At 66.4% G+C, this 23,284-nt stretch carries 24 protein-coding genes and 1 tRNA gene; 12 read left to right on the top strand and 13 right to left on the bottom strand.

What is annotated here, in order from left to right:
• Positions 1-128: 128 nt before the first annotated feature.
• The 3 genes from M2319_RS09345 to M2319_RS09355 are packed head-to-tail and all read left to right on the top strand — an operon-like array spanning position 129 to position 3,244.
• Positions 129-1,073 (top strand): PDR/VanB family oxidoreductase, encoded by a 945-nt coding sequence (locus M2319_RS09345; protein ID WP_264601187.1) that lies wholly within the window; start codon positions 129-131, stop codon positions 1,071-1,073.
• A complete protein-coding gene (locus M2319_RS09350; RefSeq protein WP_264601188.1) occupies positions 1,063-2,229 on the top strand; it encodes a Gfo/Idh/MocA family protein in 1,167 nt (388 codons plus the stop codon). Before M2319_RS09345 ends, M2319_RS09350 begins: the two co-directional genes overlap by 11 nt.
• Positions 2,230-2,254: 25 nt before the next feature.
• A complete protein-coding gene (locus tag M2319_RS09355) occupies positions 2,255-3,244 on the top strand; it encodes an ABC transporter substrate-binding protein (protein WP_264601189.1) in 990 nt (329 codons plus the stop codon).
• Positions 3,245-3,343: 99 nt separating this feature from the next.
• On the opposite strand, the gene M2319_RS09360 is transcribed toward M2319_RS09355, so the two are convergent.
• On the bottom strand, positions 3,344-3,877 hold the full coding sequence (locus M2319_RS09360) for a MarR family winged helix-turn-helix transcriptional regulator (RefSeq protein ID WP_264601190.1): 534 nt from the start codon (positions 3,875-3,877) through the stop codon (positions 3,344-3,346).
• Between the two features lie 233 nt (positions 3,878-4,110).
• Between M2319_RS09360 and M2319_RS09365 the strand changes: the two genes are divergently transcribed.
• Positions 4,111-5,841 carry a thiamine pyrophosphate-binding protein gene (locus M2319_RS09365; protein WP_264601191.1) on the top strand — a complete coding sequence of 577 codons (1,731 nt, stop codon included), beginning with the start codon at positions 4,111-4,113 and terminating at the stop codon, positions 5,839-5,841.
• A gap of 28 nt (positions 5,842-5,869) precedes the next feature.
• Here M2319_RS09365 and M2319_RS09370 read toward each other — a convergent pair whose 3' ends face one another.
• Positions 5,870-6,775 carry a LysR family transcriptional regulator gene (locus tag M2319_RS09370; protein ID WP_264601192.1) on the bottom strand — a complete coding sequence of 302 codons (906 nt, stop codon included), beginning with the start codon at positions 6,773-6,775 and terminating at the stop codon, positions 5,870-5,872.
• 101 nt (positions 6,776-6,876) lie between these two features.
• Here M2319_RS09370 and M2319_RS09375 point away from each other — a divergent pair, with 101 nt between their 5' ends.
• Positions 6,877-8,064: an MFS transporter gene (locus M2319_RS09375; RefSeq protein ID WP_264601193.1), complete on the top strand. Its 1,188-nt coding sequence runs from the start codon at positions 6,877-6,879 to the stop codon at positions 8,062-8,064.
• A 17-nt stretch (positions 8,065-8,081) separates the two neighbouring features.
• Positions 8,082-9,116, top strand: coding sequence for an aldo/keto reductase (locus M2319_RS09380; RefSeq protein WP_264601194.1), 1,035 nt, complete (start codon positions 8,082-8,084; stop codon positions 9,114-9,116).
• Positions 9,117-9,193: 77 nt separating this feature from the next.
• Here the strand turns inward: M2319_RS09380 and M2319_RS09385 are convergent, their stop codons facing one another.
• Entirely contained in the window at positions 9,194-9,988 is a 795-nt protein-coding gene (locus M2319_RS09385; protein ID WP_264601195.1) for an alpha/beta fold hydrolase, read from the bottom strand.
• Between the two features lie 76 nt (positions 9,989-10,064).
• On the opposite strand from M2319_RS09385, the gene M2319_RS09390 reads away from it, so the two are divergent.
• Positions 10,065-10,421 carry a MerR family transcriptional regulator gene (locus tag M2319_RS09390; RefSeq protein ID WP_264601196.1) on the top strand — a complete coding sequence of 119 codons (357 nt, stop codon included), beginning with the start codon at positions 10,065-10,067 and terminating at the stop codon, positions 10,419-10,421.
• Between the two features lie 39 nt (positions 10,422-10,460).
• Here the strand turns inward: M2319_RS09390 and M2319_RS09395 are convergent, their stop codons facing one another.
• The gene (locus M2319_RS09395; RefSeq protein WP_264601197.1) at positions 10,461-11,201 is read right to left on the bottom strand and encodes an SDR family oxidoreductase; all 741 of its coding nucleotides are present in this window, start codon (positions 11,199-11,201) and stop codon (positions 10,461-10,463) included.
• 100 nt (positions 11,202-11,301) lie between these two features.
• Between M2319_RS09395 and M2319_RS09400 the strand changes: the two genes are divergently transcribed.
• Positions 11,302-12,204 (top strand): LysR family transcriptional regulator, encoded by a 903-nt coding sequence (locus M2319_RS09400; RefSeq protein ID WP_264601198.1) that lies wholly within the window; start codon positions 11,302-11,304, stop codon positions 12,202-12,204.
• Between the two features lie 22 nt (positions 12,205-12,226).
• On the opposite strand, the gene M2319_RS09405 is transcribed toward M2319_RS09400, so the two are convergent.
• Positions 12,227-12,688: a carboxymuconolactone decarboxylase family protein gene (locus M2319_RS09405; RefSeq protein ID WP_264601199.1), complete on the bottom strand. Its 462-nt coding sequence runs from the start codon at positions 12,686-12,688 to the stop codon at positions 12,227-12,229.
• 67 nt (positions 12,689-12,755) lie between these two features.
• Between M2319_RS09405 and M2319_RS09410 the strand changes: the two genes are divergently transcribed.
• Positions 12,756-13,232: a MarR family winged helix-turn-helix transcriptional regulator gene (locus tag M2319_RS09410; RefSeq protein WP_264601200.1), complete on the top strand. Its 477-nt coding sequence runs from the start codon at positions 12,756-12,758 to the stop codon at positions 13,230-13,232.
• 12 nt (positions 13,233-13,244) lie between these two features.
• Here M2319_RS09410 and M2319_RS09415 read toward each other — a convergent pair whose 3' ends face one another.
• Positions 13,245-14,204, bottom strand: coding sequence for a quinone oxidoreductase family protein (locus M2319_RS09415; protein WP_264601201.1), 960 nt, complete (start codon positions 14,202-14,204; stop codon positions 13,245-13,247).
• 95 nt (positions 14,205-14,299) lie between these two features.
• On the opposite strand from M2319_RS09415, the gene M2319_RS09420 reads away from it, so the two are divergent.
• The gene (locus M2319_RS09420; protein WP_264601202.1) at positions 14,300-15,145 is read left to right on the top strand and encodes a LysR family transcriptional regulator; all 846 of its coding nucleotides are present in this window, start codon (positions 14,300-14,302) and stop codon (positions 15,143-15,145) included.
• 40 nt (positions 15,146-15,185) lie between these two features.
• On the opposite strand, the gene M2319_RS09425 is transcribed toward M2319_RS09420, so the two are convergent.
• Positions 15,186-16,082: a LysR family transcriptional regulator gene (locus M2319_RS09425; protein WP_264601268.1), complete on the bottom strand. Its 897-nt coding sequence runs from the start codon at positions 16,080-16,082 to the stop codon at positions 15,186-15,188.
• Between the two features lie 200 nt (positions 16,083-16,282).
• On the opposite strand from M2319_RS09425, the gene M2319_RS09430 reads away from it, so the two are divergent.
• Positions 16,283-17,485, top strand: a complete 1,203-nt coding sequence (locus tag M2319_RS09430) for an MFS transporter (RefSeq protein WP_264601203.1) — start codon at positions 16,283-16,285, stop codon at positions 17,483-17,485.
• Positions 17,486-17,699: 214 nt separating this feature from the next.
• On the opposite strand, the gene M2319_RS09435 is transcribed toward M2319_RS09430, so the two are convergent.
• The gene (locus tag M2319_RS09435) at positions 17,700-18,050 is read right to left on the bottom strand and encodes a winged helix-turn-helix transcriptional regulator (RefSeq protein WP_264601204.1); all 351 of its coding nucleotides are present in this window, start codon (positions 18,048-18,050) and stop codon (positions 17,700-17,702) included.
• An 86-nt stretch (positions 18,051-18,136) separates the two neighbouring features.
• On the opposite strand from M2319_RS09435, the gene M2319_RS09440 reads away from it, so the two are divergent.
• Positions 18,137-18,886 (top strand): SDR family NAD(P)-dependent oxidoreductase, encoded by a 750-nt coding sequence (locus M2319_RS09440; RefSeq protein ID WP_264601205.1) that lies wholly within the window; start codon positions 18,137-18,139, stop codon positions 18,884-18,886.
• Positions 18,887-19,179: 293 nt separating this feature from the next.
• On the opposite strand, the gene M2319_RS09445 is transcribed toward M2319_RS09440, so the two are convergent.
• From M2319_RS09445 to M2319_RS09465, 5 genes are all read right to left on the bottom strand, one after another.
• Positions 19,180-19,269, bottom strand: a tRNA-Ser gene (locus M2319_RS09445).
• Between the two features lie 260 nt (positions 19,270-19,529).
• On the bottom strand, positions 19,530-20,303 hold the full coding sequence (locus M2319_RS09450) for an SDR family NAD(P)-dependent oxidoreductase (RefSeq protein WP_264601269.1): 774 nt from the start codon (positions 20,301-20,303) through the stop codon (positions 19,530-19,532).
• A 39-nt stretch (positions 20,304-20,342) separates the two neighbouring features.
• Positions 20,343-21,452 (bottom strand): ABC transporter ATP-binding protein, encoded by a 1,110-nt coding sequence (locus M2319_RS09455; protein WP_264601206.1) that lies wholly within the window; start codon positions 21,450-21,452, stop codon positions 20,343-20,345.
• Positions 21,453-21,571: 119 nt separating this feature from the next.
• On the bottom strand, positions 21,572-22,462 hold the full coding sequence (locus M2319_RS09460) for a sugar phosphate isomerase/epimerase family protein (RefSeq protein WP_264601207.1): 891 nt from the start codon (positions 22,460-22,462) through the stop codon (positions 21,572-21,574).
• A gap of 57 nt (positions 22,463-22,519) precedes the next feature.
• Complete coding sequence (locus M2319_RS09465; RefSeq protein WP_264601208.1) at positions 22,520-23,284, bottom strand: SDR family NAD(P)-dependent oxidoreductase; 765 nt, start codon at positions 23,282-23,284, stop codon at positions 22,520-22,522.

Consider the following 23,284-nt stretch of genomic DNA (forward strand, 5'->3'; position numbering starts at 1 on the left):
CTTCCTCCCTTGTGACCCTGGTTCGTTCTGCCGTCCGGGCCTTGTCTTGACAGTTATCTTAGATATCTAATATAGGAATTTAGAAATCTAATATCATAAGGTTTCGGCCATTGACAAGGGGGATACGATTGGAAACGTCCACACAGCGATTGGAAATGCGCATCAAGGCGCGCCGCAAGCTGACACCCGAAATCGAGGAGTTTACGCTGGTCCCGGAAGGGGACACGGCGCTGCCGTCGTTTACCCCCGGCGCCCATATCACGGTCGAGACTCCCGACGGCGCGATGCGGCGCTATTCCCTCATCAATGATGGCCAGAATCCGCAGGAATACGTGATCGCGATCAAGCGCGAGGCGAACTCGCGCGGCGGCTCGTCCTCGATGCACGAAAAGGCTGTTGAGGGCACGACGCTGACCGTCGAGGCGCCGGAGAACGAGTTCGAACTCGTCGACGCTAAAAAATACCTTCTGATCGCCGGCGGCATCGGCATCACGCCGATCCTGGCGATGGCCCGGCACCTATGCGCAAACGGGAAACCGTTCGAGGTGATCTACTGCAGCCGGACAGCGGAAGACGCCGCCTATCTCGACGAGATATCAGCGTTCGAGCATGCGACGACCCATCACGACCAGGGCGATCTGGAGCTCTTGTTCGATTTCTGGGACCGGCTGGAAAAACCCGCCAACGAGCATGTCTATTGCTGCGGTCCGGCCGCCCTGATGGAAGAGATCAAGGGGCTGACCGGCCACTGGCCGGACGGCCATGTGCATTTCGAGGATTTCAATCCGGTCGATGTGGTGCGCGCCGACGACGTGCCGTTCAAGGTGACGCTGGCGCAGTCCGGAAAGACCGTCGAGGTCCCGGCCGACCGGTCGATCCTGGAAGCGCTGCGCGACGCGGGCCTCCATACCGTCAGCTCCTGCGAGAGCGGCACCTGCGGCACCTGCAAATGCGGGCTTATCGACGGCGAGGTCGATCACCGCGACCACGTCCTGATGGACGAGGAAAAGTCCGACCACATCATGATCTGCGTGTCGCGGGCCAAGAGCGGGGACCTGACCATTGACCTGTGATCCCGTCCGCCTCGGGGTCGCCGGCCTGGGGCGCGGGTTCATGCTGACCCTGCCGAGCATCCTGGCGGACAAGCATGTCAGGCTCGTCGCCGCAGCAGCCCCGCGTGCGGAATCCCGCGAGGCGTTCGTCGCCGAGTTCGGCGGCCGCGCCTACGCCACCATTGAAGAATTGGCTGCGGATCCCGACGTGGAAGCGGTCTATATCGCGACGCCGCACCAGATGCACCGCGAGCATGCGGAGATTCTGGCTGCCGGCGGCAAGCACCTGCTCGTGGAAAAGCCGCTCGCGATTTCCCTGGACGACGCCACGGCGATCGTCGATGCCGCCGCGCGGGCCGGGGTTCGGCTCGTCACCGGTCCGAGCCACAGTTTCGATCAGCCCGTTCTTGCCGCAAGGCGGCTCATCGACGAGGGCCGGTTCGGCCGCGTGCGGATGATCCATGCCCTAAACTACACCGATTTCCTCTGCAGGCCGCGCCGGCCGGAGGAGCTGTCGACGGAGCTCGGCGGCGGCGTCGTCTTCAGCCAGGCGGTGCACCAGGTCGACGTCGTCCGTGTGCTGATGGGCGGGGAGGCGCTCACCGTCTCGGCGATGACCGGGGCCTGGGACCCGGCGCGCCCGACCGAGGGCGCCTATGCCGCGCTGATCCGGTTCGATGGCGGACGCTTCGCCAATCTCGTCTATTCCGGCTACGCCCATTTCGACAGCGATACCTGGCAGGACGACATCGGCGAACTCGGCGCGGTCAAGGACCCGGCGAAATACGGCGCCGCGCGCCGCGCCCTTGCCACCGTTTCCTCGCCCGAAGAGGAGGCCGCCCTCAAGTCCGGGCGCACCTTCGGCGCCGTCGATGTGCCGCCGGCAGCGCCCCATGCGGAGCATTTCGGACCCGTCATCGTCAGTTGCGACCGGGCGGACCTCCGCCTCACGGCCAAGGGCATCGAGGTCTGGGGCGATACCGAACGCTCGTTCATCGCCGCGCCCGCCGACCCGTCGCCGCGCGCGGAGGTCCTGAAAGGGCTCTATGACGCGGTGCGCGGCAACAATCCACCCATCCAGTCCGGCGGATGGGGCAGGGCGAGCCTTGAGCTCTGCCACGCCATCCTGGAAAGCGCCACGACGGGCGGTCCCGTCCAGCTGCAACATCAATCCTGAAAACAATAACTAAGGGAAACGCCAAATGGGAAAGCTTCGACTATCGATCGCCATGGGGGACTACGACCGGACCCGGCCGATCCATGACGGACGGGTGCAGATCGACGGCGTCGAGCCGGTGACCATGCTGCTGTCACCGGAGGAAATGTTCTTTCGCGCCTTCCGCCACGAGGCCTTCGATATCAGCGAGCTGTCGTTCTCGTCCTATTGCGTGAGGCATTCCAAGGGCGAGAGCCCCTATGTCGCCGTGCCCGTGTTCCTGTCCCGGGCGTTCCGGCACTCCTCGGTCTATATCCGCACCGACCGCGGCATCGACGCGCCGGCCGACCTGAAGGGCCGGCGGATCGGCATTGCCGAATGGCAACTGACCGCCAATGTCTGGGTCCGCGGCATCCTTGAGGACTATGGCGTCAAGCAATCAGACATCACCTGGGTGCGCGGCGGCATGCACACGGCAGGGCGGCCGGAAAAGATCCCCGTCAACGTGCCCGACGACGTGACGATCGAGGCGGCACCGGACGGCGCGACGCTCGACGGCATGCTGCGCGCGGGCGATATCGATGGCTTTATCGGCCCGCGCTCGCTGCGCTGCTTCGACGAGGGACATCCGAATGTCGGGCGCCTGTTCCATGACGGCTTCAAGGCGGCCTCGGAGCATTTCGAGCGCACAGGGGTCTTTCCGATCATGCACCTCCTCGGCATCAAGAAGGCGATCGCGGAGGAGAATCCGTGGTTGCCGGGCGCGCTCCTGAAGGCTTTTTCCCAGGCAAAGGCGATGGCCGAGACGGCGCTGCAGGACACCTCGGCCACCAAGGTGACGATGCCCTTCGTGGAAGACACGCTGGCCGCCGCGCGCCGGCTGATCGGGCCGCAGATCTGGACCTATGGCGTTCCCGGCAACGAAAAGGTGCTCGACGCCTTCCTCGACCTGCACCACCGGCAGGGCCTGTCGGAACGCCGCCTTGCCGTGGAGGAGATCTTCCACCCGGCCGCCTACGAAGCCTACAGCCTTTAGGCGCGGCATGGGGGAGGCAGCCGCATCATGTGCCGGCCGGCCGCCGAAAGGCGCCGGCGGGACGGGGCAGGGGACGGCGGCCGGCACCGCCGCTCGCCGCTATTCCAGAAAGCTGGCCCGGGTCGCGGGGACGCGCATGCCGCGCGCTTCGGCTTCGTCCTCGTCGGCGTCGAGATTGCCGAGGATGGTGATCAGGTCGAGGCGGAGCTGTTCGCGCCGCGCGGCCGGAATGCCGGACAGCGCCACGTCGTTGGCTTCGACGGCGAGCGGTTCCAGCACCTCCTGCAGGGCGCGCCCGCGCTCGGTCAGGAACGTGCACTGGCGGCGCTTGTTCGGGGCCATCGACCGGCGCTCCACGAGGCCCAGCTTTTCCAGCTTGCTGAGCGCGGTGTGGGTGGTCGGTTCGGTCAGGTTGGCGGCGAGGCTGAGGTCGCGCTGGGTCAGGCCCTCCTCTTTCCACAGGATGCGCAGATATATCCAGTGGCCGAAGGTGATGCCGTGGGTCGCCAGCCGGCGCGCCAGCGACCGGTTGAAGCCGCGGGCGCAGAGCCGCACCAGATGGGCGACGCGCTCGTCGTCATACGATCGGGCGTGGCCCGCAGCCGGCTCGGCTTCGGGCTCCTCGTTCGGCATCGACGCTTTCCCCGGTTCATCGAAATCTGTCGGCATTGCTCGCGTTGCGACCCCGTGGCGGTAAAAAACGAAAGTTCTTTCGGTGCGTTCAATCGCACGCACCCAGTTACGACGCAATGAATCTCACGCACGCTCTAGAAGTCCAGCTCTATTGCAGGCCGAACCGGCCATGACAAGACTGAAGGGACCTTAAGGTGACACATTCCAGAAAAGAAACGCATGCAGAAACCCCTTTGGCGACCGAGATCGGCTCCTTGTGGGGCAGCGATGCCCTGGCCGCAATGCTGCGCCGGCTGGACGTCGGCTATGTGGCGCTGAATCCGGGCTCCAGCTTTCGCGGGCTGCATGACAGCCTCGTCAACTATCTCGGCAACGCCGATCCGAAGATGCTGCTCTGCCTGCACGAGGAAAACGCTGTCGCGCTGGCCCATGGCTGGGCCAAGGTCACCGGAAAGCCGATGGCCGTGGTGCTGCATGCAAATGTCGGCCTCATGCATGCGACGATGGCGATCTACAATGCCTGGTGCGACCGGGTGCCGATGGTCATCCTCGGGGCCGGCGGTCCGGTCGATGCCGATCTGCGGCGCCCGTGGATCGACTGGATCCACACCTCGCGCGACCAGGCGGCCATCGTCCGCCCTTACGTCAAATGGGACGACCAGCCGGCGAGCCTCAACGCCTCCCTCCGGTCGATGGCGCAGGCAAGCGTCGTCACCAGGACCGCGCCCCAGGCGCCGACCTATGTGTGCTTCGACGTCACCGTCCAGGAGACGCGGCTCGACGACCTGCCGGAGTTGCCGGACCCGGCCGCTTTTGCCGTGCCCGATGCGCCGATTCCGGCGCCGGGCCAGATCGACGATTTCAGGGCGCGGCTGGAGAGCGCCAAGAATCCCGTCTTCCTGATGGGCCGGATGTCCCGCTCGGACACCGACTGGGCGGCGCGGGTCGCGCTTGCCGAGCGTTTCGACGCGAAAGTGCTGACCGATATCAAGACCGGCGCGGTATTTCCGACCGACCATCCGCTCCATGTCGGCCCGCCATCCTTCTTCCTCTCCGGGCCGCAGGCGGAGGCCTTGCGCAATGCCGACCTCATCGTCGCCTTCGACTGGGTCGACGTCGCCGGGGCGATCAAGCAGGCCGGCGCCGGGGCCCCCGTCGTCAACGTCTCCATCGACCATCACCTGGCGAATGGCTGGTCGTTCGACCATACCGGGCCGGTCGGCTCCGTGCTCCACATTGCCGCCATGCCCGATGCCTGCGTTGCTGCTTTGGCGACGTCGCTGGGGCTGCAGCCGGGACCCGTGCCGGAATCGCTGCCAGCGCTTGCCGCCGTGCCGTTCGAGGCGAGCTCCGGGCCGATCTCCATGCGCGGCTTTGCGGCGGCCCTCGGCGAGGGGCTCGGCGACGAGCTTGTCACGCTGGTGCGCCTGCCGCTCGGCTGGGACGCCTCGACCTGGCACTTCCGCCATCCGCTCGACTATCTCGGCTATGACGGCGGCGCCGGCATTGGGTCCGGTCCCGGCATGCTGGTCGGTGCTGCGCTCGCGCTCCAAGATAGCGGCCGCCTGCCGGTCGCGGTCCTTGGCGACGGCGACACGATGATGGGGATTTCGGCGCTGTGGACGGCGGCGCGCTACGAGATCCCGATGCTCGCCGTCGTCTGCAACAACCGGTCCTACTTCAACGACGAGGTCCACCAGGAAAAGGTCGCCAAGGCCCGCAACCGCCCCGTGGAGAACAAATGGGTCGGCCAGGCGATCACCGGCCCGGACCTCGACTTTGCGGCGATGGCGAAGGCGCAAGGGCTCGTCGGCATCGGCCCGGTGTCCACGCCCGACGCGCTAGCCGAGGCGGTCGCCGAAGGGCTCCGGCTGGTGAAGGAGGGCGCCGCAGTGCTCATCGATGCCCGGGTCGAGCCCGCCTATTCGGAGGCGATGGCCAAGGGCATGACGACCGACGGTTGAACGGCGCCTTGTGCGGGGAGGGCGCGCGTCAGGAGACGGACCCGTGCTCGGCGAGGAAATCCAGCAACGCCCTGACGCGCGCCGGAAGCGGCCCGCCCTGGCCGGTGTAGACGGCATGGAAGGCCTCCCGGTCGTCCGCGGCAAGGTCTTCAAGGACCGGTTCGAGACGCCCGGCGGCGATGTCGTCCCGCACCGTGAAGGCGGCAAGGCGGGCGAGGCCCAGCCCCTGCAGCGCCAGCCGGCGCATGGTCTCGCCGTCGCTTGCCTGGATGGCAACGGCGGGCGAGGCGTGAACCGGCTCGCCGTCGCTTTCGAACCGCCAGCCCTCGATCTCGCGCGGATAGCCGAAGCCAATCCGCCGGTGCCGGTCGAGGTCGGCGATGGTGTGCGGCGTGCCGGCCCGTTTCAGGTAGTCCGGGGAGGCAACGATCCACATCGGCGTCTCACCGAGCTTGCGCGCCACCAGCCGTGAGTCCTTCAGCGGCCCGGCCCGGACGACGACGTCGGTGCGCTCGGCCAAGAGGTCGATCACCGTATCGGTCAGGACGAGGTCGAGGACGATCTCGGGATATTGCTCGACGAATGCCGGCAGGATCGGCTCCAGCACATGGACGGCGTAGGACGCGCTGGTGTTGAGCCTGAGGCGGCCGACCGGCTGTTCGCCGCGGCGGGCCTGGCGCTCGGCCTCGTCCATATCGGCAAGGATCGCGGCGGCGCGCTCGTAGAAGGCGCAGCCCTCAGCGGTGAGATCCAGCCGGCGGGTGGAGCGGTTGAAGAGTCGGGCGCCGAGCCGGGCTTCCAGCCGGGACACCAGCTTGCTGACCGCCGATTGGGTCAGGCCCAATTGCCGTGCGGCATGGGAGAACCCGCCCCGTTCGACGACCTGGACGAAGACCTCCATCTCACCGCTGCGATTGGTGCCGGTGCGCGCCATATGACGTCAATTCACTTCTGATATTCCAATAGGCCTGATTATTCATGATTAGGCCGCGCCTTAGGATCTGTCCATCGAAATTGTGATGGACCGGACCGACAATGCCCCTTGCCCTTTACGCGCTGGCGGCCGGTGCCTTCGGCATCGGCGTCACCGAATTCGTCATCATGGGCCTCCTCCTGGAGGTCAGCCGCGATCTCGGCGTCTCGCTCGCTGCCGCCGGCCTGCTCATTTCCGGCTATGCGCTGGGGGTCGTCGTCGGCGCGCCGGTGCTGACCATTCTCACCGCGAGCTGGAACCGCAAGCAGGTGCTGGTCGGCCTGATGGTCATCTTCATCGCCGGCAATGCGGCCTGTGCCCTGGCGCCGACCTACGGCCTGCTGATGGCCGCGCGGGTTCTGACGGCGCTGACCCACGGCACCTATTTCGGCGTCGGCTCGGTCCTTGCCGGCGGCCTTGTCGGCAGGGACCGGCAGGCCTCGGCGATAGCCATCATGTTCACCGGGCTGACGCTCGCAAACATTCTCGGCGTGCCCGCCGGCACCTGGCTCGGCCAGCAATTCGGCTGGCGCGCGACCTTCTGGGCGGTGACGGCGGTGGGCGTTGCCGCGCTCGCCATCCTCGTCCTCCTGGTGCCGGCGGACCGGTCGAAGCCGGCGCCGTCGAACTGGAAGAGCGACCTCAAGGCCGTGTCCCGGGCGCCGGTCGTTCTCGGTTTTGCGACGACGGTTCTCGGCTTTGCCGGCGTCTTTGCCCTCTTCACCTATATCGCGCCTCTCTTGACCGAGATCGGCGGCTTTGCCGACGGCGCCGTCTCGCCGATTCTTCTGGTCTTCGGCGGCGGGCTCGTCGCCGGCAACCTCCTTGGCGGCAGGCTGGCGGATCGGCGGCTGAAAGCCGCGGTGATCGGCAGCATGGCGGCGCTTGCGGCGGTGCTCGTTGCCATGGCGGTGGGGATGGAGAACCGCATCGCGGCGGTTGCGCTGACGGGCCTGCTGGGGGCTGCGGGCTTTGCCACCGTGCCGCCGCTGCAGGCCTTCGTCCTCTCCAAGGCCACGGGCGCGGGCGAGAGCCTTGCCTCCAGCCTCAACATCGCCGCGTTCAACCTTGGCAACGCGCTCGGCGCCTGGGCCGGCGGCATCGTCATTTCCGACGGTCCGGGCCTTGCCGCCCTGCCGCTTGCCGCCGCCGCCTTTCCCGCGCTCGCCATCGTCGTCGCGCTTGCCGCGATGGCCTTCGAGCGGCGGCGCGCCGCTGCTCCCGATCCCATCCAATCCACAGCCTGTTAGAGAAGGACATCGCCGTCATGGAATACCGCACTCTCGGAAAATCCGGCCTCAAGGTCCCCGCGCTCAGCTTCGGGGCGGGCACGTTCGGCGGTTCGGGGCCGCTGTTCAGCCATTGGGGCACGTCCGACGTCGCCGAGGCGCGGCGCCTCGTCGATATCTGCCTGGAGGCCGGCGTCACCCTGTTCGACACCGCCGACGTCTATTCAAACGGTGCCTCGGAAGAGGTGCTGGGCGAGGCCATCAAGGGCCGGCGCAACGAGCTGTTGCTCTCCACGAAGATGAGCCTTCCGCTCGGCGACGGGCCGAACGAAGCAGGCTCGTCCCGGCACCGCCTGATCGCCGGCGTCGACGCCGCGCTCAAGCGTCTCGGCACGGACCATATCGACATCTTCCAGCTCCATGCCTTCGATGCCTTCACGCCCGTCGAAGAGGTTCTGTCGACCCTCGACCAGCTCGTGCGCGACGGCAAGGTTCGCTATGTGGGCGTTTCCAACTTTTCCGGCTGGCAGGTCATGAAATCGCTCGCCGTCGCGGAGAAACACGGCTGGCCGCGCTATGTCGCCAACCAGGTCTACTATTCGCTCGTCGGCCGCGACTATGAGTGGGACCTGATGCCCCTCGGGGCGGATCAGGGGCTCGGTGCCATGGTCTGGAGCCCGCTCGGCTGGGGGCGTCTTACGGGAAAGATCCGGCGCGGGACGCCGATCCCGGAGGGCAGCCGCCTGCACGAGACCGCGAGCTTCGGGCCGCCGGTGCCGGACGAGCATCTCTACACGGTCGTCGATGCGCTCGACGGGATCGCGGAGGAAACCGGCAAGACGGTTCCGCAGATTGCGCTCAACTGGCTCCTGCAGCGGCCGACCGTTTCCTCCGTCATCATCGGCGCGCGCAACGAGACGCAGCTCCGCGACAATCTGGGCGCCGTCGGCTGGACGCTGACGGGCGACCAGATCGCCCGGCTCGACGCGGCAAGCGCGGTCACTGCGCCGTATCCGCATTTCCCGTACCGGCGGCAGGAGGGCTTTGCGCGGCTCGATCCGCCGATGGTTTGATGCGGGCTGCCGGTTGGCCATGGCTGCGAGATCGGTGGGGAGGGCGCCCCGCCGATTCCTCGATATGCCGCGAGGCCCTACGGCTGGCTGAGCAGAAAATCCTCGACGACATCGGCGAGCTTGTCCGGTTGCTCCATGGGGGCGAGGTGGCCGGTCGCAAGTTCGGCATAGCGGGCGCCTGCGATGGCGCCGGCGAGCGCCCGGGAATGGGCGATGGGCACCATCTGGTCGTGGGTGCAGCCGATGACCAGCGTGGGCGCGGCAATCTGGCGGACGGCGGCCGAGACATCGATCGTGAGGTCGAGGTCGACCTGGCGCGCCATGCCGGGCCAATCCGTGCCGGAGAGGGTTTGGGCAACGGCTTCGTTCACCGCGTCTTCCGGCCAGGCGGCGAGGGCGTCCGCGCTGAACCCGGTCATCACGGCAAGCCGCGCCATCGCCTCGCGGTCGGTGGCGATCAGGTCGCGCCAGAGACCGAACTGCAGCCTCGAACGGCTGTCCGCCGCGTTCTGGAACCCGGCGAGGAGGACGAGCGAGGCGACACGGTCGGGGTGGTCGCCGGCGATCGTCGCGGCGATGGCGGCGCCGAGCGAAAAGCCGAAGAGGCGGAACCGCTTTGCGCCGGCCGCGTCGGCGACGGCGAGTATCTGGCCGGCGACGCGTTCGGCGGTCAGGACGCCGCCGCCGTCGGTCGTTGCGCCCGAGCCGGAGTATTCCGGCCGGATCACCGTCCAGTGACGGGCGAAGCGGTCGACGAGCGCACCCCAATTGGTCTCGGCATTGCCGCCAGTGCCATGGACGAGGACCAATGGCGGGCCGTTGCCGTCGATTTCGAACGAGACCCGGGCGTCTTCAAAGGTGGCGAACGGCATCTTGCATCTCCTTGCTTGCACTATTCGGCCGGCAGGCTAGAGTCTGACAGCGATGTCAGGGTCAAGAGGCGACACCATGCAGATCGGAACGCTCTCCAAGCGCACCGGCGTCAGTGTCAGGATGCTGCGCTATTACGAGGCCGAGGGGCTGCTGAACCCGGCCCGGCGCGCCTCGGGCTACCGGGACTACGGCCCTGAGGACGAGGAAACCGTCCACCGCATCCGGATGCTGAACGAGGCCGGGCTGAAGCTCGACCTGATCCGCCGGTTCCTGCCCTGCGTGACCAGTGACCGGCCCGATTTCGACCCGTGTCCCGACCTCCTGGCGGCGCTGCGCGGCGAGGTCGCCCGGCTCGACGACCGGATCGGGGCGCTGGAGCAGAGCCGCACCGTGATCGGCCGCTATCTGGAGGAGGTCGAGGCCGGGATTTGACGGTCCGATCTGACGGTCCGATCTGGCGCAGACAGGCGCTCAGTGCATGACCTGCCCGCCGTCGACACAATATTGACTGCCAGTCACGAAGGAGGCCTCGTCGGAGAGGAGGAAGGCGGCGACGGCGGCGGCCTCCTCAGCGGTTCCGACGCGGGGCAGGGCAAGGCTCGCGGTGACAGCGGCCTCGAAGGCGTTGCGGACATCCGGCTCCATGAAATCCCTGAAGTTTGTGTCGATCGGGCCGGGAACGAGCGTGTTGACGCGGATGTTCCGATGCCCCAGGGCCGAGGCCCAGCACCGCGCAACCGAGATCATGGCGCCCTTGGCGGCCGCATAGAGGCTTGCCACGGGCAGGCCTTCATAGGCCGACGTCGAACTGGTCAGAACGACCGAAGCGCCGTCGCGCAGGTGCCCGGTGAGCGCGGCCATCTGAAGGAGCGGCCCCTTCAGATTGGCGCCGATGATGCGGTCGAACGTCTCGTACGACACCTCGTCGATCGCTCCGACACGGGCAAAGCCGGCGTTGAGCCAGAGGCCGTCGAGGCCTCCGGCGGCCGCGACCCGGCTGGCGAGGATGTCGGCCTCCTCAGGCCACGCGGCGTCGTTTCGGAGTACGGTCGCCGACTGTGGCAGTTTCCTGCGCAAGGCTTCGAGGCGCGCTTCGTCGCGACCGGTCGCGATGACCTCCGCGCCCTCGGCCGCAATCCGCAGGGCGCCGGCAAGCCCGATGCCGCTGGTCGCCCCTGTGATGAGCACGCGTTTTCCTTTGAAGCGATCCATGACTGACTGTCCCTGTTTTGTGGAGACAGCGTTCTAGTGCTTTCTGCCTGTGTTGTTTATGAAGTACAATCAGACAATGCTATTTAGAAAATGGTGCATAATGCGCGGCCGTGATCTGTTTCAGCTAAAGGCGTTTTGCGCCGTTCTCGAGCATGGCAATTTTGCCCGTGCGGCTGCCCATCTCGGGCTCTCGCCCTCGGCGCTCAGCCAGATCGTCAAGGACCTGGAGGAGCGCCTGGACCTGCGCGTGCTGAACCGCACGACACGCAGCGTTGCCGCGACCGAGGCCGGGCGGGCGCTCTACGACAAGATCGAGCCCGCCCTGCATCTGCTTGAAAACGTCGACACCGAGGTGGCAGCACAGGCCGGCCGGATCTCCGGGACTTTGCGGCTCAACGTCTCCCGGGTCGCCGCCAATATCTACCTGGCGCCGATGCTCGGCGGCTTCCTGCGCGACCATCCCGACGTCACCGTCGACATCGTCACGGACGACCGGCTGGTGGATGTGGTCGCGGACGGCTTCGATGCCGGCATCCGGCTCGGCGAGAAGCTGCACCAGGACATGATCGCGGTGCCGCTTTCCGGCGATCTGACGATGAAGGTGGTGGCCTCACCCGCCTATATCGCCCGCCACGGCGAGCCGCTCCATCCCAACGACCTGAGGCGGCACCGCTGCCTGTGCTACCGTAATCCCAGCGACCGCTCTCCCTATCGCTGGGAATTCGAGCGGGGCGACGATCGCCGGGAGGTGGCGGTGTCGGGTCCGATCATTGTCGATGAACCCGCGATGCTGCCCCGGATCGCGCTGGAGGGGATCGGCATCGCCTACCAGTTCTCGCACCAGGTCGACCGCTATCTGGAAACGGGCGACCTGGTGCGCCTGCTCACCGACTGGACGCCGCCGTTTCCGGGTTTTTTCGTCTACTATCCGAGCCGCCGGCAGATGGCGCCGGCGCTGCGCGCCTTCGTCGACCACGTCAAGCGGATGCAGGCGAGGGCGTGACCGTCAGGGCCGCATCCGTCCGTCACTGCCCCGGCGGCGGGAAGCGCAGGCCGCGGGCGATGCGGTTCCAGGCGTTGATGGTGCCGATCGTGATCGTCAGGAGCACCGTCTCCTGATCGTCGAAATGTGCGCCGAGGCCGGCGGTCTCGGTCTCGCACGGCTCCTCGCCACTGAGGCGCGTGAGTCGTTCCGCCCATTTGAGCGCGGCCTTCTCCCGGGGCGAGAAGACGCCGGCATCGCGCCAGGCCGATACGAGCCCGAGCTTGGCCTCGTCGACGGCGAGCTTGCGGGCGATGTTCAGGTGGAGCTGGACGCAGAACGCACAGCCGTTCATCTGCGAGACGCGGAGTTTGACGAGTTCCGTCAGCTCCTTTTCAAGCCCGCCGTCGTCGACGGCCTTTCCGAGTGCGATCAGCGCGTCGTGCGCCGCCGTCTGGGAGGTCCTGAAAGCGTCGTAGGTCATGCTGTCGTCGTTGTTCGGCATGGGATGCCTTTTCCGGATTTGATGGTATAATGTAAGTGCACGAATAATATATAAGAGCTATTATATTATGCGCAAGACGCCCCCCGACCGATCCCTGCCGGCGCCCGGAGAGGGAAGACGCGGCGAAACCGGCTATGTCGGCTACCTGCTGCGCCAGGCGGCGCACGCCTATCAGACCCATCTCGGCCGCGTGCTGGGGGACCTCGACGTGACGCCGCCGCAGTTCTCGGTAATGACGATGGTCGCCGCCTATCCCGGTCTTTCCAACGCCGACATTGCCAGACTGACGTTCCTGACGCCGCAGACGGTCAGCTTCATCATCGCCAGGCTGCTGAAGGCCGGGATCGTCACGCGGCGCCCGCATCCCGTTCACGGCCGCATCCAGCAGCTCGTCCTGACCGACAGCGGTCAAGAGCTCCTGACGGCGGCGAAGCGGCGCGTGAGCGCCGTCGAGAAAGAGCTGGTGGGTGAGGTCAGTGCCGATGACGAGCAGGTGCTCCGGCTATGGCTCGCCAGCATTTCCGCGCGGCTGAGCGATGACTGAGGCGGGACGGCCCTACGGCAGAAGAACCAGGCTGCCCGTCGTGCGGCCGGCTTCCAGGTCGGCATGGGCCTTGGCTGCTTCCGCCAGCGGATATCTCCCGCCGATTTCCGAGGCGATGCCGGCCTTCAGCGCCTCTATCACCGCCGGGCTCGCGTCGGCGTAGCGGTTCCTGTCGGCGGAATAGGCCATGACGCTGGGCTTTGCCAATGCGGCGAGGCCGAGGTCCTCGATGCGGATCGGCGACACCGGCCCGGCCACCCAGCCGATACTGGCGACAGTGCCGAAGGGGCGGGCGCATCTGAGGGATATTTTCAGCATCTCCCCGCCGATGCCGTCGATGACGAGATCGACGCCCTTGCCATCCGTCAGGTCGGCGATTTCCTGCACGACGTCCGCGGCCCGGCCGACGATCACGTGATCGACGCCGTTGGTGCTGGCGAAGGCCGCCTTTTCCTCGGTGCTTGCCGTTCCGATCACCGTGGCGCCGAGGTGCTTCGCCCAGCGGGTGAGCACGACGCCGAGGCCGCCCGCGGCGGCGTGGACGAGGAGGACCGTTCCGGCACCGACCGGATAGGTGACGGTCAAGAGCATGTGCGCGGTCAGCCCGCGCAGCATGGACGTTGCCGCGATGTCGAACGGAACCTCGTCGGGCAGCCGCACCGCGCGCCAGGCCGGCAGCAGCCGGCTCCCGGCATAGCCCCCCGGAACGCCCGCATAGGCGACGCGATCGCCGACCCGAAGGCCGTCCACACCGGAACCCACGGCCTCGACGACGCCGGCGCCCTCGACGCCCGGAACGTGCGGCTCGGCCAAGGGATAGAGCCCGCGCCGATGGTAGATGTCGATGAAACTGACGCCGATGGCCTCCTGGCGCAGCAGGATGTCTCCCGGGCCCGGCGCCTGCGGTGCGGCGTCCGTTACCTCGAGCATGTCCGGGCCGCCGTGGCCCTTGATGCGAACTTGAACGTCCATGGCTTTCGCCTCCGTCTGAACGAGGCGATGATGCAGGCTCTCCGGTGCTTGGAAAATTCCCTTTATTCTCCCATCTGATGGGAATATTTTGACATATGGATTGGGAAAACCTGCGCCATTTTTCGGCCTTTGCGAGCCATGGCAGCCTGGCGGGTGCGGCGCGCGTGCTGGGGGTGGAGCATGCGACCGTCGCGCGCCGGATTGCGGCATTGGAAGATCATCTTCAGGTCAAGCTCGTCGACCGGCGCGGACGCCGCGTGACGCTGACACCGGATGGGGAACGCGTCGCGGCGATCGCCAACGGTATGGAAAGCGATGCCGCGGCGATCGAGCGGGCAGCGGCCGGCGCGCGCGCCGAATTGGGTGGCGAGATCACGATCAGCGCGCCGCCGGCCTTTGCGGCCGCCCGGCTCGTGGCGCCGCTCGCGGCACTACGAAAACGGCATCCGGGACTTTCGATCCGGCTTATCGGCGAATCCCGCGGGGCGGCGCTGGAACGGCGCGAGGCGGACATCGCCATCCGGCTGAGCCGTCCGCGAGAAGGGGATTTCACGATCGCCAAGCTCGGGGTGATGACGTTTCACCTCTATGCGAGCCCCGGCTATCTGCGGCAGACGCCGGAGCCGAATTGGACGTTCATCGGGTATGACGGGGCCATGGCTTCGGCGCCCCAGCAGGTATGGCTTCGGGAAATCGCCGCCGGGCGGCCCGTCGCCTTTACGGCCAGCACGACCGAGATCCAGGCCGCAGCGGCAAGGGAAGGGGCCGGTATCGCCATCTTGCCGGATTTCGTGGCCGCGGCGGATCCGGCGCTTCAGCGGGTGAGCGCGGCCGAGCCCGCGTTCCTCCGCGACATCTGGCTGGCCATCCATTCCGACATGAAGGCTTCGGCGGCCATCCGCGTCACCATCGATGCGTTGAAGGCCGCGCTTTCCCGATAGGGCACCGATGCGGCCGGGCACCATGCCCGCGCTGCTGCCGCTATGGCGAGCGCTCGGGAAACAGGTTCCTGGCCATGAAATCGACGAAGACGCGCAGCTTCGGGGAGAGGTGCCGGCTCGACGGCCAGAGGATGCGAAAGACGCCGGTGTGCTGGATCGCGTCGTCGAGCGCGCTTGTCAGCGTGCCGTCCGCGAGCTGGTCGCGGACCGCGAAATCCGGCAGGCAGGCGATGCCGAGGCCGCGTTCGGCCATGTAGACGAGGGGGCCGATGGCGCTGGAAACGGCAGCCCCGGGAGGGGCGTCGCCCGGCGCCCGGCGACCATCGACAGGAAACCACTCTTCCAGCTTGCCGGTACTGGGGTAGCGATGGTGCAGGCAGCGATGGTTGGCGAGATCGGCAGGCGTTTCGGGAACGCCATGCGCCTCGAAATAGGCCGGCGCGCCGACCAGCTTGTAGCGGAACGTGCCGAGCGCCCGCGTCATCAATCTTGAATCGCTGGCCTCGCCGGTGCGGACCACCGCGTCGAACCCTTCCTCGATCACATCGACAAGGCGGTCGGTGAAATCCAGGTCCAGTTCGATGTCCGGCCAGGCCCGCATGAACGCGGACAGGGTCGGCATCATCAGCATGCCGACCAGCGGCAGGCTGACCCGCAGCACGCCGCTCGGATGGGCGCGCGTCTCGGACAGTTCCAGCTCCGCCGCCTCCATTTCGCAGAAGATGCGGCGGCAGCGTTCCAGAAAAAGACGTCCCTCGGGCGTCAGCGTGATGGCCCGTGTCGAGCGGTGGAACAGTCTTACGTCGAGGCGCTCCTCCAGCCGCGCGATCGCCTTGCCGACGGCCGATGGCGACACGCCGAGCTGCCGTCCGGCGCCCGTGAAGCTGCGGGCTTCCGCCGCCTGAACGAAGACGTTGAGGGCGCCGAGACTGTCCATGGGAATGCGCATTGCGGATATTTTAGTCCGAAGTGATCGGAATTGAAGCCTGTTTTTCCATTACGAGGCGGCGTGACAGCATTCTGACAACAGCAATGTCCGAATGAGGTCTGTTCCATGGGGTCAACGTCCCGTCACGCATTTCATACCTATCCGTCAGGCGATCTGGATCGGCTCCGGTCCGCGGCGGGAGCCGGCCGATGACGGAAGCACAATCGGCCACCGCGCCTGCCGCCGCTATCGCCGGATCTCCTCGGTCCGATCGCCTTCCCTGGGGCGGCTTGCTCGCGCTGTCGATGGCCGCCTTCATCACCATCCTGACCGAGGCGCTGCCCGCCGGCCTCCTACCCCAGATCGGCGCCGGCCTCGGCGTGTCGGAATCGGCGGCGGGGCAGCTCGTCACCATCTATGCGCTCGGCTCGCTTCTGGCGGCGATACCGCTGACGGCGTTCACCCAGGGCGTCCGCCGCCGGCCGCTCCTGCTCGCCGCGATCGCCGGATTTCTGGTCGCCAACACGATCACGGCGGTCTCGGGCAGCTATGGGCTGACGCTGGCCGCGCGTTTCGTGGCGGGCGTTTCGGCTGGGCTCCTGTGGGCGCTGGCCGCCGGCTACGCCGCGCGCATGGCGCCCGACCATCTCAAGGGGCGGGCGATTGCCATCGCCATGGCGGGAACGCCCCTGGCGCTGTCGCTCGGCGTTCCGGCCGGGACATTCCTCGGTGCGCTCATCGGCTGGCGGGCCTGCTTCGGCCTGATCAGCGGGCTGACCGTCATTCTGATTGTCTGGGTGCTCGTCCGGGTTCCGGATTTTGCCGGGGAGCCCGCCGGCACGCGGCGTTGGCTAAGAAGCGTCTTCGTCCTTCCCGGCATTCGACCGGTGCTCTTCGTCGTCCTTGCCTATGTGCTCGCCCACAACATCCTCTACACCTACATCGCGCCGTTTCTCCATGCCGCGGGCATGGTGGAGCGGACCGATGCCGTGCTCCTGGTCTTCGGCGTTGCGTCCCTCGCCAGCATCTGGGGCGTCGGCGTGTTGATCGATCGCCGCTTGCGGGAGCTGACCCTTTTCAGCATTGCGCTGTTCGGTCTTTCGGCGGCGGCCCTGTGGGGCTGGGGCGACGTGCCGGCCATCGTCTATGTCGCTGCGGGCGGCTGGGGACTTGCGTTCGGCGGGTGCGCAACGCTGTTTCAGACCGCGAGCGCCAAGACGGCCGGTCCGGCGGCGGACCTTGCCCAATCTATGCTCGTGACGGTCTGGAACACGGCGATCGCCGGCGGCGGTCTCATCGGCGGCCTGCTGCTCGACGAGCTCGGGGTCGCCGCCTTCGCGCCAGCCCTCCTGATCCTGCTCGCCGCCGCTTTCGTCGCAACGCTCAGCGCGCGCCGCCGGGGTTTTCGGTGATGTCTATGCCGGTCCGGCTCCGGCCGCTCAGGTCGCCCGATCGGAGCCGCGAGCGAAGCGAACCGGCATGAGATATCCAGAATGGCGGAGCGTTCGGGCGGAGCTTCGAACTCGAAGAGTTCGCAAGGCAAAGAGCCGCCCGAGCCTATGCGAGGCCCCGACTGGAGCGAAGCCCGAAGGGCGACAGCGCGAAGTCAGAAAAACGCAAGGCCGCCTATGGTTCGATGATGGCTGCGATCGCCCGTGTGTTTTCGTCGCCCCAAACACACAATGGCCGGAGCGCTTCAGCCAGCGTTTTTCCGAGCGGCGTCAGGCGATAGTCCACCCTCGGCGGTATCTCTTTGTAGTCGGTGCGGGCGATGATTCCGTGGGCTTCCAGCTCTTTGAGCTGCTGAATAAGCACCTTGTCGCTTACGCCTTTGACGGCGCGTTTCAATGCGCCGTATCGCATGGACCCCTTGGCCAGGAAGAACAGGATGAGCGGCTTCCATTTTCCGCCGACAACGCGAAGTGCCGCGTCCAGACCACAGATAAAAGGAGAATGATGTTCGATTATGTCGGCCATCTTGGGTACTTACCAAATGGTGCATACTTATCAAAATGAAATTTCGACTTACCTCCTGTTCATGCTCGAACTACGGAGATTGGGTCATGACAAAACTTGATGGAAAAACAGCCGTTATCACCGGCGGCGCCAGCGGTATTGGCCTGGCGACAGCCAAGCGGTTTATCGACGAAGGCGCCTTCGTCTATATCTTTGGGCGGCGCCAGGAGGCGCTGGACGCGGCCCTGCCGGGGCTGGGATCTAACGCGCGCGCCGTCCGGGGCGACACCACGAAGCTGGAGGATCTCGACCGGCTTATCGAAGCGGTCAAGGCCGAGCGAGGCAGCATCGACATCGTCTTCGCCAATGCGGGTGTCGGCGATTTCGCGCAGCTTGGCGAGATAACGCCGGAACATGTTGACTGGACATTCGACATCAACGTCAAAGGCACGCTTTTCACCGTTCAGAAGGCGCTGCCGCTGATGAAACCGGGCGGCTCGATCATCCTGACCGGCTCGACGACCGGATCGATGGGGACCGCTGCGATGAGCGTGTACAGCGCCTCCAAGGCAGCCATTCGGAACCTTGCCCGAAGTTGGGCTCTCGATCTCAAGGGCACGGGTATCCGGGTCAACGTCCTGTCGCCCGGCGCAACGGAGACAGAAAAGGTCCTGTCGATGTTCGAGAGCACGGGCATGGGGGATCAGATTGTCACTGGTTTTCAGGAAGGGATTCCGCTTGGACGGATGGGCGAGGCGGCCGAAATCGCCAGCGTTGCCGCGTTTCTCGCCAGTGGCGACAGCAGCTTCATGACCGGAAGCGAGGTGTTCGCTGACGGCGGGCATGCACAGGTCTGATCCAAACAACGGCGCAAAAGCGCTATGCCTGCCGTCGCCCGATTTGTCGGTATATGGCAGAGGATTCGGGAACAATTTCGAACCCGCCGGGTTCGCAAGGCGAAGAGCCGCCCGAGCTGATGGGAGGCCCGGACTGCAGCGAAGCCCGAAGGGCGACAGCGCAAGGCAAAAAATGGCGAGGAAGCGGGGAGAGCGTTCGAACCCAAAGGGTTCGCAAGGCGAAGAGCCGCCCGAGCTGATGCGAGGCCCCGACTGGAGCGAAGCCCGAAGGGCGACAGCGGGAAGTCAGATAATGGCGGACGGGGTGGGATTCGAACCCACGAGACGGTTGCCCGCCTGCTGGTTTTCAAGACCAGTGCCTTCAACCACTCGGCCACCCGTCCAGGCCGCCTTTGAGTATGGCGTCTTTCGACGCTTGCCGCATCCCTAAACACGGAGGGGAGCGTCACGATATGCTCAAGGCGCGGCGCATCCATAACCGGGTGCCTTGCGGCAATCAACATCGCGGTGGGCGAGCGCCTCGGCCGGGTTCGCGCCGGCCGGGGCGGCAGGCGCAAGCGGCGGTCTGGTACGGCCTGAAAAGAAAAGGGGCGCGGACGGTGCGCCCCAGGTTCCGGTTTGCGGCTTCTTTTCCAGGGAGGAGCTACCAGCAGCTATAGCCGCCGTCGGCGAGCACCACCGAACCGGTCATCAGGCTGGAGGCGTCGGAGGCGAGGAAGAGGACGACCGAGGCGACCTCGTCGACCGTGCCCATGCGGCCGAGCGGCGTGCCGCCGATCCAGTAGCGGTTGAGCTCCGGATTGTCGTGCACATAGGCGGTCAGCTCGGTCTCGATATAGGTCGGGGCGACGGCGTTGACGCGCACGCCGCGGCCGCCCCATTCGGCGGCAAGCGAGCGGGTCAGGTGGTGCACCGCCGCCTTTGAGGCGTTGTACTGGGACTGTTCCTGGGGTCGGTTGACGACCTCGCCGGACATGGAGCCGAGATTGACGATGACGCCGTTCTCCGCTTCCAGCATCTTTTTGCCGAAGCTGCGGCAGCACCAGAAGAGGCCGTTGAGGTTGACCTCGATGACCGACCGCCAGACCTCGTCGGCCATGTCCTCGGCCGGCTCGAAGGCCTTGCCGATGCCCGCATTGTTGACGAGGACGTCGACGCGGCCGTGGCGGGCAAGGATGGCGTCGCGGGCGGCGTCGACGGCGGCCGGGTCGGTGACGTCGAGGGCTTCGAATTCGGCCGTGGCGCCGGCAGCGGAGAGCTTTTTGGCAGCGGCCGTTCCGGCCTCGACATTGCGGTCGGCGACGACGATCAGGGCGCCGGCCTCGGCAAGGGCCTCGGCGATGGCAAAGCCGATGCCCTGGGCCGCGCCGGTGACGACCGCTATACGGTCTTTCAGGGAGAATTTTTCCAGATACATGGTTTTCTTCAGCACCATTTTGGTTGGTTTGACGCGCGGTCAGCCGGCCGCTGCTTCTGCCGGTGCGGCTGCGCCGCTGGAGGAAAAGTCGATGCGCATTCCAGCGTCGTCGAAGACGTGGCATTTGTCGTGTGGCAGATCGAGCCAGATGCGGTCGCCGGTGCGGAACCCGCGCTCGCCGACGGCGCGCACCGTGACCATGCCGAGGCCGCTGACCTCGACGTGGAAGAAGGCGTCGCTGCCGAGCTGTTCTTCGACGACTATGACGCCCGACCATAGTCCTTCCGTCGCCGAATAGGTCATGTGTTCCGGGCGGATGCCGAGGGTCGCCGGGCGGGCGCCGCGATCGGCGGCAAGACCGGGCAGGGGGAGGGCGTGGTCGCCGGGCAGCCTCAGGGTGTCGCCGTCGATGCCGTCGACCGGCAACAGGTTCATGCGCGGCGAGCCGATGAAGCCGGCAACGAAGAGGTTGGCGGGGCGGTCGTAGAGCTCCAGCGGCGTTGCGTATTGCTCGACCCGGCCCTCGTTGAGGACGACGATGCGGTCGGCCATGGTCATCGCCTCGACCTGGTCGTGGGTGACGTAGACCATCGTTGTCTTCAGCGTGTCGCGGAGCTTGTTGATCTCCACCCGCATCTGGACGCGAAGGGCCGCATCGAGGTTCGATAACGGCTCGTCGAACAGGAAGGCAACCGGCGAGCGCACGATGGCGCGGCCGATGGCGACGCGCTGGCGCTGGCCGCCGGAGAGCTCGCGCGGCTTGCGGTCGAGATAGTCCTCAAGGGCGAGGATGCGCGCGGCCTCGTCGACCTTGGCCGCGATCTCGGCCTTCGGCAGGCCGGCGATCTTCAGGCCGAAGCCGATATTGTCGCGCACGGTGATGTGCGGGAACAGCGCGTAGGACTGGAACACCATGGCAAGGCAGCGCTCCGACGGGCGCAACTCGGTGACGTCCTCGCCGTCGATCAAGACCCGGCCTTCGCTCACGTCCTCCAGCCCGGTGATCAGGCGCAGCAGGGTGGACTTGCCGCAGCCCGACGGGCCGACGAAGACGACGAAGGCGCCTTCCTCCACCGTCAGGCTGACGTCCTTGATCACCTCCTGGTGGCCGAACCGCTTGACGACGTGATCCAACGTGATCTGGCCCATCTTGCTCTCCCGTTTCCCGGGGCGTGTGGCGTGCGATCGTAGTGACGCCGCATGCCCCGGCTTTTCTGCTGTTCCGTGTATCCTTTGCCGGCTATTTATTCGCACCGGCAAAGGTCCTCTTAGATCGCGGCGGTGCCCCTGCCGGCGACGTTTTCCTTAGCCGACTTCATTTCAGTCCGGATGTACTCCTGGGCATGGCGGCAGAGGTCGGCGCCGTCGTCCCACAGGTTGCGCCAGATGCCGAGAATGCCGGTCAGCGGCTGTCCGGTCACCACCGAGGAGAAGGACTCGAATGTGATCGGGTGCCGGTAGTCGATCTCCGCAAGGGCCCGGAACATCTTCGTGAAGTCCACATTGCCGGAGCCGAGATAGCCGCGGTGGGATTCGCCGATGTGGAAATAGCCGAGGTCGGCGCCGGTCTGCCGGATGGCGCGGGCGTTGTCGGCCTCCTCGATGTTCATGTGGTAGGTGTCGAGGTGGACCTTGACGTTCGGCGCGCCGATGCGCCGGCACATGGCGACGGCCTGTTCGGCCGTGTTGATGACGTTGGATTCGTAGCGGTTGACGACTTCCAGCCCGATGGTGATGTCGTGCTTCGCCGCCCGCTCGCAGATCCGCTGCAGGACCTCCACGGAGTTGGCGATGCCGGTCTCGGTCGGCGGCACCATGTATTTCTGGAACGCCGAATAGAGGATGCCGCACATGTGGGTGGCGCCGATGCCGATGGCGACGTTGAGGGCGTCGTTGAGGCGTTCCTCGCCGCGGGCAACGGTCGCCTTGTCCTCGCTGGAGACGTCGGTGGAGGCATCGAGCCCGAGCGAGATCGTCGTGCCGATGCGGTTCTCTTCCAGCTTCTTCGCTGTGAATTCGATGTCGATGCCCTTGGGGTCGAGGGCCGGGATTTCGATGATGTCGAAGCCGAGCTCGGCGCTTGAGCCGATGGCGCGTGCCGCCTCGTCGTGGCTCCAGCCACCGGTCCAGACCAGGGCATGTACACCCAACTTATTCATTTTATTTGCCTTTCGTTCTTTTCATTGTGCTCCCGTCGGCCGACCGGGGAGGCGTGGTCAGTCGAACAGGATGCCGCCGCAGACATTGAGCGCCTGGCCGGTGATGAAGGCGGCGTCGTCGGACGCAAAGAAGGCCGCCGCGCCGACGACGTCTTCCGGGTAGCCGAGGCGGCCGAGGGCGGTCTTGTCCTTCACCGCCTGCAGGGAGGCCTCGTCCGGGTAGTTGTTGCGGCCCATGTCGGTATCGATGATGCCGGGACAGACCGAGTTGACGGTGATGCCGTCGGGAGCGACTTCCTGGGCGAGGATCTGGGAGAAGCGGATCACCGCGGCCTTCGAAGCGCAGTAATGGGCCTGGCCCGGCGCGCCGCGCTTGCCGCCGACGGAGGCGATGTTGACGATGCGGCCCTTGCCGTTGGCGCGGAAATGGGCGAGCAGCGCCTTGGTGACGAGGAAGGTGCCCTTGGCGTTGACGTCGAAGATGCGGTCCCACTCGTCGGGGGCGATGTCCTCGACATTGAAGACGGAGAGGACGCCGGCATTGTTGACGAGGACGTCGATGCGGGGCGACAGCTTCAGCGCATTGGAGACCAGGGCCTCGACCGAGGCCGGATCGCTGACGTCGGCAAAGAGCGTATCGCAGCGCCCGCCGGCGGCCTCGATCGCCGCCTTCAGGCTGGCGAGGTCGCCCGCCTGGCGGTCGAGGTCGTTGGCGATCACGTGATATCCTTCGGCGGCAAAGCGTTCGGCAATCGCACGGCCGATCCCCCGCGAACATCCGGTGATCAGAACCGTCTGGTTGTCACCTCTTCTCGGAATCAT

Source organism: Rhodobium gokarnense (assembly GCF_025961475.1).
Lineage (GTDB): Bacteria > Pseudomonadota > Alphaproteobacteria > Rhizobiales > Rhodobiaceae > Rhodobium > Rhodobium gokarnense.

Excerpts from the sequence above, each read along its gene's own strand:
- M2319_RS09415 (WP_264601201.1), bottom strand. The coding sequence starts at position 14,204 with ATGGACGTTCAAGTTCGCATCAAGGGCCACGGCGGCCCGGACATGCTC.
- M2319_RS09395 (WP_264601197.1), bottom strand. The coding sequence starts at position 11,201 with ATGGATCGCTTCAAAGGAAAACGCGTGCTCATCACAGGGGCGACCAGC.
- M2319_RS09355 (WP_264601189.1), top strand. The coding sequence starts at position 2,255 with ATGGGAAAGCTTCGACTATCGATCGCCATGGGGGACTACGACCGGACC.
- M2319_RS09435 (WP_264601204.1), bottom strand. The coding sequence starts at position 18,050 with ATGGCCGACATAATCGAACATCATTCTCCTTTTATCTGTGGTCTGGAC.
- M2319_RS09385 (WP_264601195.1), bottom strand. The coding sequence starts at position 9,988 with ATGCCGTTCGCCACCTTTGAAGACGCCCGGGTCTCGTTCGAAATCGAC.
- M2319_RS09425 (WP_264601268.1), bottom strand. The coding sequence starts at position 16,082 with ATGGACAGTCTCGGCGCCCTCAACGTCTTCGTTCAGGCGGCGGAAGCC.
- M2319_RS09410 (WP_264601200.1), top strand. The coding sequence starts at position 12,756 with ATGCGCAAGACGCCCCCCGACCGATCCCTGCCGGCGCCCGGAGAGGGA.
- M2319_RS09450 (WP_264601269.1), bottom strand. The coding sequence starts at position 20,303 with ATGTATCTGGAAAAATTCTCCCTGAAAGACCGTATAGCGGTCGTCACC.
- M2319_RS09405 (WP_264601199.1), bottom strand. The coding sequence starts at position 12,688 with ATGCCGAACAACGACGACAGCATGACCTACGACGCTTTCAGGACCTCC.
- M2319_RS09400 (WP_264601198.1), top strand. The coding sequence starts at position 11,302 with ATGCGCGGCCGTGATCTGTTTCAGCTAAAGGCGTTTTGCGCCGTTCTC.
- M2319_RS09375 (WP_264601193.1), top strand. The coding sequence starts at position 6,877 with ATGCCCCTTGCCCTTTACGCGCTGGCGGCCGGTGCCTTCGGCATCGGC.
- M2319_RS09465 (WP_264601208.1), bottom strand. The coding sequence starts at position 23,284 with ATGATTCCGAGAAGAGGTGACAACCAGACGGTTCTGATCACCGGATGT.
- M2319_RS09380 (WP_264601194.1), top strand. The coding sequence starts at position 8,082 with ATGGAATACCGCACTCTCGGAAAATCCGGCCTCAAGGTCCCCGCGCTC.
- M2319_RS09390 (WP_264601196.1), top strand. The coding sequence starts at position 10,065 with ATGCAGATCGGAACGCTCTCCAAGCGCACCGGCGTCAGTGTCAGGATG.
- M2319_RS09430 (WP_264601203.1), top strand. The coding sequence starts at position 16,283 with ATGACGGAAGCACAATCGGCCACCGCGCCTGCCGCCGCTATCGCCGGA.
- M2319_RS09460 (WP_264601207.1), bottom strand. The coding sequence starts at position 22,462 with ATGAATAAGTTGGGTGTACATGCCCTGGTCTGGACCGGTGGCTGGAGC.
- M2319_RS09370 (WP_264601192.1), bottom strand. The coding sequence starts at position 6,775 with ATGGCGCGCACCGGCACCAATCGCAGCGGTGAGATGGAGGTCTTCGTC.
- M2319_RS09360 (WP_264601190.1), bottom strand. The coding sequence starts at position 3,877 with ATGCCGAACGAGGAGCCCGAAGCCGAGCCGGCTGCGGGCCACGCCCGA.
- M2319_RS09440 (WP_264601205.1), top strand. The coding sequence starts at position 18,137 with ATGACAAAACTTGATGGAAAAACAGCCGTTATCACCGGCGGCGCCAGC.
- M2319_RS09420 (WP_264601202.1), top strand. The coding sequence starts at position 14,300 with ATGGATTGGGAAAACCTGCGCCATTTTTCGGCCTTTGCGAGCCATGGC.
- M2319_RS09455 (WP_264601206.1), bottom strand. The coding sequence starts at position 21,452 with ATGGGCCAGATCACGTTGGATCACGTCGTCAAGCGGTTCGGCCACCAG.